Annotated in this window: 13 protein-coding genes and 1 pseudogene; 11 read left to right on the plus strand and 3 right to left on the minus strand. The window is 60.3% G+C overall.

All coding sequences use genetic code 11. From position 1 onward, the window contains the following. Positions 1-124 precede the first annotated feature (124 nt). The gene (locus ACSQ87_RS13655) at positions 125-928 is read right to left on the minus strand and encodes a putative hydro-lyase (RefSeq protein WP_223430226.1); all 804 of its coding nucleotides are present in this window, start codon (positions 926-928) and stop codon (positions 125-127) included. Between the two features lie 91 nt (positions 929-1,019). Continuing rightward, positions 1,020-1,967 carry a LysR family transcriptional regulator gene (locus tag ACSQ87_RS13660; RefSeq protein ID WP_223430165.1) on the minus strand — a complete coding sequence of 316 codons (948 nt, stop codon included), beginning with the start codon at positions 1,965-1,967 and terminating at the stop codon, positions 1,020-1,022. Positions 1,968-2,233: 266 nt separating this feature from the next. Here ACSQ87_RS13660 and ACSQ87_RS13665 point away from each other — a divergent pair, with 266 nt between their 5' ends. Continuing rightward, positions 2,234-3,496 carry an OprD family porin gene (locus tag ACSQ87_RS13665; protein WP_223430164.1) on the plus strand — a complete coding sequence of 421 codons (1,263 nt, stop codon included), beginning with the start codon at positions 2,234-2,236 and terminating at the stop codon, positions 3,494-3,496. 136 nt (positions 3,497-3,632) lie between these two features. Next, positions 3,633-3,848, plus strand: a complete 216-nt coding sequence (locus ACSQ87_RS13670; RefSeq protein ID WP_008145745.1) for a TOBE domain-containing protein — start codon at positions 3,633-3,635, stop codon at positions 3,846-3,848. Positions 3,849-3,883: 35 nt separating this feature from the next. Here ACSQ87_RS13670 and ACSQ87_RS13675 read toward each other — a convergent pair whose 3' ends face one another. Further along, complete coding sequence (locus tag ACSQ87_RS13675; RefSeq protein ID WP_223430163.1) at positions 3,884-4,753, minus strand: LysR substrate-binding domain-containing protein; 870 nt, start codon at positions 4,751-4,753, stop codon at positions 3,884-3,886. A gap of 253 nt (positions 4,754-5,006) precedes the next feature. On the opposite strand from ACSQ87_RS13675, the gene ACSQ87_RS13680 reads away from it, so the two are divergent. The 9 genes and pseudogenes from ACSQ87_RS13680 to ACSQ87_RS13720 form a co-directional block, all read left to right on the plus strand. Further along, entirely contained in the window at positions 5,007-5,849 is an 843-nt protein-coding gene (locus ACSQ87_RS13680; protein ID WP_223430162.1) for a transporter substrate-binding domain-containing protein, read from the plus strand. Between the two features lie 71 nt (positions 5,850-5,920). Next, positions 5,921-6,772, plus strand: coding sequence for a transporter substrate-binding domain-containing protein (locus ACSQ87_RS13685; RefSeq protein WP_223430161.1), 852 nt, complete (start codon positions 5,921-5,923; stop codon positions 6,770-6,772). Next, positions 6,769-8,193 carry an FAD-binding oxidoreductase gene (locus tag ACSQ87_RS13690; RefSeq protein WP_223430160.1) on the plus strand — a complete coding sequence of 475 codons (1,425 nt, stop codon included), beginning with the start codon at positions 6,769-6,771 and terminating at the stop codon, positions 8,191-8,193. The genes ACSQ87_RS13685 and ACSQ87_RS13690 overlap by 4 nt, the downstream gene beginning before the upstream one ends. After that, positions 8,190-9,401, plus strand: a complete 1,212-nt coding sequence (locus tag ACSQ87_RS13695) for an aminotransferase class I/II-fold pyridoxal phosphate-dependent enzyme (protein ID WP_223430159.1) — start codon at positions 8,190-8,192, stop codon at positions 9,399-9,401. Before ACSQ87_RS13690 ends, ACSQ87_RS13695 begins: the two co-directional genes overlap by 4 nt. Further along, positions 9,398-10,132 (plus strand): amino acid ABC transporter permease, encoded by a 735-nt coding sequence (locus tag ACSQ87_RS13700; RefSeq protein ID WP_223430158.1) that lies wholly within the window; start codon positions 9,398-9,400, stop codon positions 10,130-10,132. The genes ACSQ87_RS13695 and ACSQ87_RS13700 overlap by 4 nt, the downstream gene beginning before the upstream one ends. Beyond that, positions 10,122-10,910 carry an amino acid ABC transporter permease gene (locus ACSQ87_RS13705; RefSeq protein ID WP_223430157.1) on the plus strand — a complete coding sequence of 263 codons (789 nt, stop codon included), beginning with the start codon at positions 10,122-10,124 and terminating at the stop codon, positions 10,908-10,910. Before ACSQ87_RS13700 ends, ACSQ87_RS13705 begins: the two co-directional genes overlap by 11 nt. Then, positions 10,897-11,733, plus strand: a complete 837-nt coding sequence (locus ACSQ87_RS13710) for an amino acid ABC transporter ATP-binding protein (protein WP_223430156.1) — start codon at positions 10,897-10,899, stop codon at positions 11,731-11,733. The genes ACSQ87_RS13705 and ACSQ87_RS13710 overlap by 14 nt, the downstream gene beginning before the upstream one ends. A 17-nt stretch (positions 11,734-11,750) precedes the next feature. Then, the gene (locus ACSQ87_RS13715; RefSeq protein ID WP_223430155.1) at positions 11,751-12,347 is read left to right on the plus strand and encodes a cysteine dioxygenase; all 597 of its coding nucleotides are present in this window, start codon (positions 11,751-11,753) and stop codon (positions 12,345-12,347) included. Continuing rightward, positions 12,344-12,607: pseudogene (locus ACSQ87_RS13720) on the plus strand (glutathione S-transferase N-terminal domain-containing protein); the annotation flags it as partial. The gene ACSQ87_RS13715 and the pseudogene ACSQ87_RS13720, both read left to right, overlap by 4 nt. Positions 12,608-12,631: the final 24 nt, after the last annotated feature.

Genomic DNA, 12,631 nt, shown 5'->3' on the forward strand with positions numbered 1-12,631 from the left:
TGCCTGATTTCACGACTGCTTCGCAGCCGAACGCAGCCTCGCAAGCTCGACAGCTGCTACGGATGGTGTCGTTTCTTAACTGATGTTTCGGCACAATCCACTGAACTCAAGCACACCCACGTCTTTACAAAGCACTGTTGAACAAATCCGTCACCAGCATGCAGCCGGGCGCATGGGTGATGCACAGTGGCGGGCGTGAGGCCTGCACCACCGATTGAGGCGTCACACCGCACGCCCAGAACACCGGTATTTCGTCAGCTTCAATGGGGACGGCATCACCATAGTCCGGGGTGTTGAGCGCGGGGATGCCGATCAGCGACGGATCACCGATGTGCACGGGGGCGCCGTGGACGTTGGGCATGCGCGCGGTGATTTGAATGGCCTGGATGGCGGCAGCGGCTTTCATCGGCCGCATGCTCACCACCAGCTTGCCACCGAGGCGAGCGGTGGGGCGCGTGTCGATGTTGGTCTGGTACATGGCGACATTGCGCCCCAGGTCGATGTGCTTGAGGGGGATACCGGCATCCAGCAGCGGTTGTTCGAAGGAGAACGAGCAGCCGATGGCGAAGGCCACCAGGTCATCCTGCCAAAGGTGCTCGATATCCAGCGGTTCTTCGCTCAGTTCGCCATTGCGATAAACCCTGTATCGGGGCACATCGTGGCGAATATCAATGGCTGTCCCGAGATTGCGGAAGTACGGATCGCCCGGTTCGGTAATGTCGAGCAACGGGCAGGCTTGACGATTGAGGGTGCAATACCTGAGGAACTCGTTGGCCCAATCACTGGGCAGAATCACGATATTGGCTTGCACCCGGCCTTGGCCCAGGCCGCTGGTGTGACCCTGATAGTGCCCGGCGGCGATGCTTTGGCGCAGGGCGAGAGGTGTGTTGCACTGCAGTTGTTCGAAGGACGGGGCGGGTTGATTCATCATGGCGTCTCAGCAGGTTCGTTGACCCTTTTTAGAAAACCGCAGTGATGCCGTCCAACAAGGAATGTTGTTGCCCCCAGACAACTAAAAGTTATTCAGGGGCCAGTCGGCTGTCGAGGCCCGGAGCCGCCACCATAAGTAACGGACCGACATCCGCAGCGTATTGGCAGACCACCTGGCGGCTCATCTCGATGATGTTCTCGATCAGTTCCAGCCCAACCCCCGCACGCCACGAGGCCACGACATCCAGTTGCGGCAAGCGGGTGCCGGGATCCAGCTGGATCAGCTCGCCGCTGGCCAGGGGTTTGGCCACCAGTGCCGCCGGCAAGGCGCCGATACCGAAGCCGTCACGAATCAGCCGGGTCATGGCTGACACCGAGTTGACGCAACTGACGCGCGGTGTGCTGATGCCATGGGCGTGCAACAAGTTGAGTACATCCTGATGCGGTCGTGAGTGTTTGACGAAGGTGATGATGCGCTCGCCGGCCATCTCGGTGAGCGAGGCATAAGGCCGGGCATAGATCGAGTTGCTGGCGGCGATCCAGTGCATGGGATAGTGCGCCAGCTCAAGGTTGCGCACGCTTTCGTGGCGGATCAGGTCAGTCTGGAAAACGATGTCCAGATAGCCCTTTTTCAACTGCTCGCAGAGATTGCGTGCGGCGTCGGCAGTGATCTCGATTTCGACGGCGGGGAAGGTCTGCATCAGGGTCGACATAAACGGGCTGAGCCAGGTGTGAATCACCGTATCCATCACGCCGATGCGCACCAGCCCCTGCTGCGGGCTGGTGTTGTCCAGCGAGTGTTTCAGTGCGCGCTGAACCTCGAGCATCTGCTCGGCATAGTCGAGCACCTTGAGACCTTCGGGCGTCAGCGACACCCCGCGTGAATCGCGCACGAACAGGCGCAGGCCCAACTCATCTTCCAGCGCGGCGATCCGGCTGGAGATCGCGGCCTGAGTGCTGAACATTTTCTCGGCAGTCAGGCTGAAGCTTTGCAGGCGGGCGACCCAGACGAAGGTTTCGAGGAATTTGAGGTTCATGGCGGTTCCCTTGGCGCTTATGGCTCTTGTAATGAAGGGGCGAGTTGCAATTGTTACTCCAGAGTCCGCCATCGCGGGCATCAAATTTTCTTATGCATAACCTCGTCTTTTTCCCGTTTGACGCCGTTCTGCCCCGGCACGAAGAATCCGCTCCACGACGCAGGTCGCTGCGTCCGCCCCCCACGACAACGCCTTAACAAAAAAACAATGAGGCGTGTCCGTCATCTTCGCTTGCTGCCGCAGGAACCTCTTCCATGGGAAAAATCATGACTGTCCACGTGCCTTCAAAAGCGGGTCGCACCCGCCCATTCAATAGGTGCGCCCCGGTTGGCACATTGCTCGGCCTGAGTCTGCTCTGTGCACCGACCGCTCAGGCGGATTTCGTCGCGGACAGTAAAGGCAGCCTGGAAGCGCGCAACTTCTACTTCAACCGTGATTTTCGCCAGGACGGTTCACGCGACAAGGCCGAGGAATGGGCGCAGGGTTTTCTGTTGCGAATGGAGTCCGGTTACACCGCTGGCACGTTTGGGTTTGGCCTGGATGTGTTGGGCATGGCCGGTTTCAAACTGGACTCTGGTGGAGGGACGGCGGGGACTAATCTGTTGCCGCCGAATGGCTCCGGCGGCTCGCAGGATCGCTATGGCGAGTTAGGCCTGACAGGCAAAATGCGCGTATCCAACAGCACCCTGAAGTTTGGAACGTTGCAGATCAAGGACCCGGTGGTGAGTTCCAACGATACCCGCCTGTTGCCGAGTACGTTCAAGGGCGGCCTGGTGAATGTGCAGGAAATCGATCGTTTGAAGCTCACGGGCGGTCAACTCACACAGATCAATTTTGTCGACTCCACCGACTATCAAGACATGACCGCCAACCGTATCGGCGGGCAGAGCGACAGGTTTCAGTTTGCCGGGGCTGACTATCAATGGTTGCCGAACCTCACGACCCAATACCGCTACGGCAAGCTTGAAAACATCTACCAGCAAAATTATCTCGGCCTTGTGCACTCGCTGGACCTGGGCGCCGGCCAGTCGCTCAAGAGCGACGTGCGCTATGCGCGCAGTACCGAGGACGGCAACTTTCGTGATATCGACAACCAGGCCTTCGGTGCGTTGTTCACCTATAGCCTGGGCGGCCATGCGCTGGGCTTTGGCTATCAGCGCATGAGCGGCGACGATCCGTTTCCGTATATCGGGCGCAGCGATCCGTACCTGGTCAACTTCGTGCAGATCGGTGACTTCGCCAACGTCGACGAGCATTCCTGGCAAGCGCGCTACGACTACAACTTTGCCGCACTCGGTGTGCCGGGGCTGACCTTCATGACGCGCTACATCTCTGGCGACAATGTGCAACGCACTGCGCCGGGTGAAGGCAAGGAATGGGAGCGCAACACCGATATCGCTTACGTGGTACAGGACGGTAAGTTGAAAGGGCTCGGCCTTAAATGGCGCAACGCATCAGTGCGCTCGAACTTCGGTAATGACCTGGATGAGAATCGCCTGATCGTCAGCTATACCGTGGCGTTGTGGTAGATGCTTGGTGGGCTTTATATTCTATAAAGGAATAAGTAAATCTATATTTATTCCTTTTAATATTGGTCTGGGGCGTGCATTTTGAAGGCCTGCACATCCGTGCGGATGTATTCGACATCAGACAGGAAGCCTCATCATGACCATCAAAGCGATCAACGTCCGCAACCAGTTCAAGGGTGTCATCAAGGAAATTGTGACAGGCGAAGTGGTCTCCGAAATCGATGTGCAAACCGCCTCCGGCATCGTCACCTCGGTGATCACCACCCGTTCAGTGCGCGATCTTGAATTGAAAGTGGGGAGCGAGGTGATTGCCTTCGTTAAATCCACCGAAGTCTCGATCGCCAAGCTCTGAAAGGGCCAGGGCTTGAATCCGCGGAGCCGCTCACGTCAAGAAAAGGACAGCCCCTGGCTCGCGCGAATCAAGTCATAGGCCTTTCGGGCAATCAAGTTCGCGGTGTTGGGCCTGATCCACAGGTAGTAGGTCACGTCCGGCAGCCGCGGCAACCCGTCATTTTCACCCAGCACGCGCATGTCTGGTCCGAGCATCTCCATGCTTCGGGGGGTGACCCCCAGGCCTGCGCGGGTCGCGGCCTTGATGCCAATCAGATTCGACGCCAGATACGCCTGGCGCCAACTGATATTGGCGCGTTCCAGCGCCTCCAGGGCATAGCGCCGGTAGATGCTCGGTTCATCCACGAGGATCAGTGGCAATGGTTCGCCGGGGTTGTGAATGTACTGCGCCGAGCAGATCCACCACACCGGCGAAGTGCGTAAGGCGAAGCCTTCCAGGCTTGGGTCCTGGCGGGTGGAGATCACCATGTCGACCTTGCCCCGGTGCAAGTCGTCCATCAGAAACGGGCTGCGCCCGACATCGATCTCCAGACGCAAGCGCGGTGCCGAGCGGGCGATGTGGCTGAGGATCGGCGGCAGGATGGTGTCGGCAATGTCGTGGGGCGAACCGATGCGCAACACGCCACTCAAGCTGCTTTCACGCAGGGAGTTCAGCGCCTCGTCGTTGAGCGACAGCATCTGCCGGGCATGACGCAGTAACTGCAAGCCGGGTTCGGTGAGTTGTTTTTGCCGCCCGCGCTTTTCGAACAGGCTCACCCCCACTTGCTGTTCCAGGCGTTGCATGTGTTGGGTGACCGACGATTGCGTGCGGGCCAGTTGCGCACCTGCCTCGGCAAAACTGTGGTGATCAACTACGGCAATGAAGGTGCGCAGTAATTCGAGATCGAGAGTGAGTGAGGTCGGCATGGCCATTTCCGGGGCTGTTTTTATATCAAGGCTGAAAACATAAACATTACGTTTGTTTATGTATTTTTGCTGATTTTTTCTTTGAAGGATATTTGGTGTCAGTAAATACGGGTTTTATGGAAATGCGCTCTCGGTGCGAACACGGGAAGTTATAACGATATTAGATATTTGAATTTCCGTTACTTCAACGCTGTACCTAGGATGCCTCCACATCAGGTCGGGGGTACGCCGATCAATCATCAGGGGAAGATCCATGTCGAAAAAGTGCTCAGCCGTTAAACAATTGTTGCCTGTGATGCTGGGCGCCTTGATCTCGCTGGTTGCCAGCAATAGTGTCCGGGCTGATGCAACCCTGGACAAGATCGAACAACGGCATGTGCTGGTGGTCGGTGTGTTGCTGTCCGGCGGCCCGTTTGGCGGGATTGATCCGACGAGCCAAAAGCCGCGCGGTTTGAATGTCGATCTCGCTCAGGAGCTGGGACGGCAAATGGGTGCCGAGGTGCAGCTGGTGCCGGTATTGCCCGCCAACCGCGTGCAGTTCTTGCAGCAGGGCAAAGTCGATTTGCTGATTGCCAACATGGAGTGGACCGCCGAACGCGGCGAGATCCTCGGGTTTGTGCCGACGCCGTTCTACCGTGTTGGTGGTACCGCAGCGGTGCTCAGGGACAGCAAGATCACCCGTTGGGAAGACCTGAAAAACCAACCGGTCTGCACCTCCCAGGGCAGCAGTTACATCAAGCCGCTGACCGAGTTGGGCGTCGAGATCAAAGCTTTCAAGAGTTCGTCGGAATCCCTGCTGGCGTTGCGTGGCAACAACTGCGTCGCGGCGGTTCATGACGCCACGCTGATCAATCCGCTGCTCGCCGGCACCGCCGAATGGCAGGGCTATCGCGCGCTTACGCCGGAACTCAATCCCGCGCCGTCGGTGATCTGGACCCGCCCTGGAGAAAGCGATACCCAGGCCAAGCTCGATCCGATCGTCAAGGAACTGCACCGCAGCGGCTGGTTGATTGAGGCCCAGACCCGCAACCACATCACGCCCGCATCACCCGCCCTGGTGGAACTGCAGAAACAGTTCCAGGCCAACGGCGCCTGACTCCCGGTTCTCCACCTCATCGTTTTCAACAGACCGTCCTTTTGCCGGGCGGTCGTTCAAGGTAGTCGTGCATGAACCGATTTTTTTCTGCCAGAACCCTGGCCACGCTTTGCCTCGCCTGGTCCGCCGCGTTAGGTGCCAGCCTTGCCCAGGCCGATGCCACGCTGGACAAGATCGAGCAACGCCACGCCATCACCGTCGGGGTGATTCTCAGTGGTCCGCCATTCGGCACCATCGACCCGAAGAGCGGCGAACACCTGGGCTACAACGTCGAACTGGCCAAGGGCATCGCCAAGGCCTTGGGCGTCGAAGCGAAGACCGTTTCGGTACTGGCGCCCAACCGCGTGCAGTTCCTGCAGCAGGGCAAGGTCGACATCCTGATCGCCAATATGCAGTTCACCGAAGAGCGCGGCGAGATTCTCGATTACGTGCCCACGCCTTATGAAGAAGTCGGCGGCGCCGCGTTGATTCGCAAAGGCGCTGGCGTGACTCAATGGGCCGATCTGAAGGGCAAGCCGGTGTGCGTGTCCCAGGGCAGCAACTTCATCAAGCCGTTGCAGGAAAACTACGGCGCAGAGATCAAGGCGTTCCGCAGCCAATCCGAATCGTTGTTGTCGCTACGCGGCAATGGTTGCGTGGCGGCGGTGCATGTCAGTCCGACCATGCACGCGCTGTTGAACGATGCCGAGTGGGCTGATTATGAGATCCCGCTGCCGGGTGATTTGATCCCGTCGAACTCGGTGATCTGGCTGCGCAAAGGCGAGCACGATACCCAGGCAAAACTGGATGCCATCGTGCGCGACTGGCACCGCAGCGGCTGGCTGATCGAATTGGGCGAGCGCACGGGGATGACGCCGTCCCAGGCGTTGCGTGATCTGCATGAGCAGTACCGCAACGCCGCTCCGCTGGCGGTGCAGCCATGAGTCAGACGTTGTTCGTGGCCTTGCAGCAATTGCTCGGCGCCAGCCATGTGCAGAGCAGCGAAGAGGCCGCGCACTACCTGACGGACAAACAGGGCCGTTACGTCGGGCAGGTCATCGCTGCGGTGCATCCGGCGAATACCGAGGAAGTCGCGGCCGTGGTTCGCGCGTGCGTGGCCAGTGATACGCCGGTGGTGGTGCAGGGCGGCAACACCGGGCTGATGGGCGGCGCGACCCCGGATGCCAGCGGCCGAGCAGTGTTGCTGTTGCTCGATCGGCTGAATCGTGTGCGGGTAGTGGACACAGACAACGACACCCTGACCGTCGAAGCGGGCTGCATTCTGCAAACCGTCCAGGACGTTGCGCGTGACGCCGGCCGGCTATTTCCCCTGAGTCTGGGCGCCGAAGGCAGTTGCACCATCGGCGGCAATCTGGGCACCAATGCCGGCGGCACCGCGGTGCTGCGTTATGGCAATACCCGCGAGCTGACCCTGGGCCTGGAAGTGGTCACCGCCGAGGGCGAAATCTGGAATGGCCTGCGCGGCTTGCGTAAGGACAACACCGGCTACGACTTGCGTGACCTGTATATCGGCAGCGAAGGCACCCTCGGCATCATCACCGCCGCAACCCTGAAACTCTTCCCGCTGCCCAAGGCGCAGGCGACGGCACTCTTGGCTTTCAGCTCCCTGGACCAAGCGGTGCAATTGCTGTCCCATGCCCGCGCCGGTTTCGGTGCCAGTCTCACCGCGTTCGAACTGCTCAGTGCCGACTGCCTCGCGCTGCTGCGCGAGCAATTTCCGCAAGGTCCGCAACCTTTTCTCGGCGCCAGGCAGCCTTGGTTTGCGCTGTTGGAACTGTCCGACAACCACAGCGAAGCCCATGCCCGCGAAGCGTTTGAAGACGTGCTGGGGGAGGCCTTCGAACGCGAGTTGCTGGCCGATGCGTTGATCGCCGAAAGCCTGGCCCAGAGCGAAGCCCTGTGGCTGTTGCGGGAGAGCATGAGCGAGGCGCAGAAGCGCGCCGGTCGCAACATGAAGCACGACATTTCAGTACCGATTTCCCAGGTCGCGGCGTTTGTCACCCACACCGATGCGTTGTTGCAGGCGCATTTTCCCGGTGTCCGTCACTTCACCTTCGGCCATTTGGGCGACGGCAACCTGCACTACAACATTGCTCATCCGCTTGATTCAACGGTCGAGGCGCACATGGCCCATTACGCAGCGTTGAGTCTGCTGGTGCACGACAGCGCCCACGCCCACGGCGGTTCGATCAGCGCCGAACACGGCATCGGCCAGCGCAAACGGGACATGCTCGGGCGCTACAAAAGCCCGGTGGAACTCGACCTGATGCGCCGGATCAAGCAGGCGCTGGACCCGAAAAACCTGCTCAATCCGGGCAAGGTATTGGAGGTGGTTCAGCCATGACTCTTCGCCTGTCCAAGCGCGTGCAGCGCATCTCTCTGTCGGCCAATGCCGCCGCCAAATCCCAAGCCACCGCACTGCGTGATGCCGGTCGCGACATTCTCGACCTGACCACCGGCGAGCCGGATTTCGACACCCCCGAACACATCAAGCAGGCCGCTTATGCCGCCATCGCCGCCGGTGCCACCAAGTACACCCCGACACCGGGCGTAACAGCCTTGCGTGTCGCGGTGCAACGCAAACTCCGGCAGGAAAACCGTCTGGACTATCCGCTGGAATCGATCGTGATTGCCAACGGAGCGAAGCAGATCATTTTCAATGCCTTCGCCGCGACCCTCGATGACGGCGATGAAGTGCTGGTGCCGACGCCGTACTGGCCGTCCTTCCCGGACAGCGTGCGCTTCAATGGCGGCGAGCCGGTGTTCATCGAGTGCGCACTGGCGCAGGGATGCAAGATCACGGCACAACAGCTGGCCCAACACATTGGCGAGCGGACTCGCTGGCTGATCCTCAACGGCCCCGGCAATCCCAGCGGCGCGGTGTATAGCGCGGCCGAATTGCAAGCCTTGGCCGAGGTGCTGCGTCGCCATCCGCAGGTGCTGATTCTGCTGGATGAACTCTACGAACATATTCGCTTTGACGGTCAGCCAGCGCAGAGCCTGCTCAATGTCGCGCCGGATCTGCAGCCGCGCTGCCTGCTGGTGGGCGGTGTGTCCAAGACGTACGCCATGACTGGCTGGCGCATCGGTTTCGGTGCCGGGCCGCAAGTGCTGACCAACGCCATGGCGGTCGTGCAATCGCAATCCACGTCGGGGGCTTCTTCGGTGGGGCAAGCTGCTGCGTTGGCGGCCTTCGAAGGCGGACTGGATTTCTTGCCAGAGCAGGTGGCGGCCTATCAGCAACGCCGGGATTTACTGGTGAGCGCCTTACGCAAAGTGGAAGGTCTCGAGGTGCTCGAACCTCGAGGTGGCTTCTTCGTGTTTGTCCGCTGCGCCGGGTTGCTGGGGCGTTATCGTCCGGACGGCGTATGCCTCAACAGCGACGCCGATGTCGTGGCGTATCTGCTGGAGGAGGGCGTGGCCGGTGTGGCGGGCAGCGCTTATGGCTTGTCGCCGTGGTTTCGCCTGTCCATCGCCACGGCGACGGAAAGCGTTGCCGAAGCCGGACGTCGCATCGCTCACGCTTGCGCGCAATTGCGGGGCGAACCATGAGCCATTGGCTGGAGCTTTTCGTCCATTGGGCTGCCGGGTTGGGCCTGAACTACGGTTTTCTGCTGGACGCCTACCAGCGCGGAACCCTGGAGCAGGGTGCGCTGACCACGGTGCTGCTTTGCCTGTTCACCATTGTCGGCAGCCTGCTGGCCGGTGTCGGGTTGGCGGCAATGCTGACCTCTGGAAAACCCTGGCTGGCGAAACCGGCACGCCTATTTGTCGAGGTCACCCGCAACACACCGACGTTGGTGCAGCTGTATTGCGCCTTCCTGGTGCTGAACATGCTGCTGACTCAAGCCGTCGGCGCGGCCAACCCGCTGACGCCGTTCGCCTGGGTGGTGATCGTGATCTCGTTGCACAAGGGCGCGTTCCATGCCGAAGCCTTGCGCGCCGGCATCGAGGCGGTGCCGACCGTGACGCTGGAAGCCGCCAGTTCACTGGCGTTCAGCAGCCGTCAGTTGCTGTGGAATGTGCAGCTGCCATTGGCCCTGCGCTTTGCTTTGCCGTCACTGATCAACAACCTGATCGACCTGGTGAAAATGACGGCCGTGGCTTCGGCCATTGCCGTGGGGGACATCACTTACGCGGCGATCATGATCTGGACCCAAAGCGACAACGTGCTGGAGCTGATGATTCTGATCCTGAGCTTTTTCGGCCTGCTGAGTTTTATCGTCAATTGCGTAGGGCGCTACCTTGAAGCGCGCCTGAGGATGCCCGGCTATGGCCATTGAATCGTCCGTCACCGCCCCGATGGCCTGGCCTCGGCGGCATGTCGGCAAGCTGCTGTTGTTGATGTGCGTCGTGCTGTGGCTGGTGTATGTCGCCCCGCACAGCCCGGTGTTCAAGGCCTTGCTGCAATGGTCGCCGGCGCTGGCCGTAGGCTTTGGCCAGAACATTCTGATCAGCCTCGTCGCTATCGGTCTGGGGTCGTTGCTGGGGCTGTTGGTCGGCGCGTTGGCGCTATCGCCACTGCGACTGCTGCGCTTGCCGGCACGGATCTGGGTGCAGATTTTCCGTAACGCGCCCTGGCTGGTGCTGATCTATTTCACTACCTACGTGTTCCCGTTCGAGATCCACATCGGCAGCGCCTATGTCTCGTTCCCGGACTGGGTCAAGGTCACCCTCGGCCTGGCCTTGCCGGCGAGCGCCAACGTGGCGGAAATCTTCCGTGGCGCCATTGCCTCGATCCCCAGCACCCAATGGGAAGCCGCACGTTCCCTGGCATTCACTCGAGGGCAGATTTTCCGTTCGATCATCCTGCCGCAGTGCTTCAAACGCATGTTGCCGCCGTGGATGAACCTTTACGCGGTGATCACCATGGGCACCGCGCTGGCGTCCCTGGTGGGCGTGCATGACGTGATCGACACCGCGCAAATCGCCAGCAACACCGTGAACATGACCGGCTTCACCGTGGTGATTTACCTGAGCCTGTTGGTGCTGTTCTTTGCCTATTGCTACCCGATTTCCCGACTCACCCAACGCCTGGAGCGACGTTATGCCTTCTACTGAAACCGTCGCCGAGCCCCTGGTCAGCCTGCGCGACCTGCACCTGTCGTTTGGCAACAACCCGGTGCTCAAAGGCATCGACCTCGACGTGCATCGCGGCCAGGCCGTGTCGATCATCGGCCCGTCCGGCTCCGGCAAATCGACCATTCTGCGCTGCATTACCGGCCTGTTGCAGCCCCAGCGCGGCAGCATCCGCGTCGGTACGACCGAGGTTCACACCCTGGCCCAGGAATCCCAGCGCATCGAGTTGCGCAAGCGTGTGGGGTTTGTATTCCAGCAATACAACCTGTTCCCGCATTTGTCGGTACTGGAAAACCTGGTGATTGCCCCGCGCAAGGTGCTGGGACGCAACCGGATCGACGCCGAGAAAGACGCCCGCGCCTTGTTGGCCAAGGTGCGGATGGAACACAAGGCCGATGCCTATCCGGGCCAGCTCTCGGGCGGTCAGCAACAACGGGTGGCGATTGCCCGCGCCCTGGCGATGCGTCCGGAACTGATTCTGTTTGATGAGGTGACCTCGGCCCTCGATCCGGAGACCGTCGGTGAGGTGCTGACGGTGATTCGCGAGCTGACCGAAGAGGGCATGACCTGCGTGCTGGTCACCCACGAAATGCGTTTCGCCGAAGAGATCAGCGACATTGTCTACTTCACCGAGAACGGCGTGATCGTCGAGCACGGCAGTGCCGCGCAAATTTTTCAGCACCCGACCAGCGAGCGCACCCAGGAGTTTTTGCGTCACGCCCTGGGTGATCCGTGCCGTCGGCCGCCCATCGCCAATGATCCGTATCTGTTGACCAACCTGGGTCGTTACAGCCTGTCCGTCTAATACCGAGGAGCCTGTTCATGAGTACCGTTAACCGTGCCGCCGTCATCGAGGATTTCCTGAAGAAAATCCGCGTCATCCATCAACGGGGCGTCGACCGCGCCGCGCTGGTGGAAATCGTTTCCTTGCTTGAAGTCCTGGCCGAGCGCCGTGATCTGTTCAATTTCGACCAGTTCCCCGCGCCGGTGCCGGGGCAGGGCAGCACCGCATTCCGCTACCGTCTCAATGACGACGGCGACACGCCGACGCTGTACCTGAATTCGCTGTTGCCGGGCAAAAGCACGATCCCGCATAACCATGAAACCTGGGCGATCATCAGCGCGGTCGAAGGCCAGGAAATCAACTACGTCTACCGTCGTGATGACGAAGGCCGCGAGCCCGGTTTCACCACCTTGCACCTGGAAAAGGAAGTGATCGTGCAACCCGGCACCTCCATCTCGTTTCTCGGCGAAGACCTGCACGGCATTCGTGTCGAAGGCGAGCAGGCGACCCTGCATTTCCACCTGTACGGTTTGCCGCTGGAGTCCCTCAATGGCCGTTACGGCGTCGAGGCCGACGGGCGCATCCTCAATTACAACGCCTCGCAAATGGCGCCGTCGATCAAGGCCTACGCATGATCGATCTGTATTACTGGCCGACTGGCAATGGCTTGAAGATCGGCATCCTGCTTGAAGAGCTGGAGCTTGAGTACCGCCTGCTGCCGGTCAATATCCGTGAAGGCGAGCAGAAGCAGGCAGCGTTCCAGCGCATCAGCGCCAATGGGCGGATTCCGGCGATTGTCGACCATGCGCCGCAGGGCTTGATCGAGCCGCTGAGCCTGTTCGAGTCCGGTGCCATCCTCAAATACCTGGCCGACAAGGCCGGGCGTTTCCTGCCGGCGGCCGGCAATGCCGAACCATTC

Origin of the sequence: Pseudomonas sp. LjRoot277 (assembly GCF_964253845.1) — a bacterium.
In the GTDB taxonomy this organism is placed as follows: domain Bacteria; phylum Pseudomonadota; class Gammaproteobacteria; order Pseudomonadales; family Pseudomonadaceae; genus Aquipseudomonas.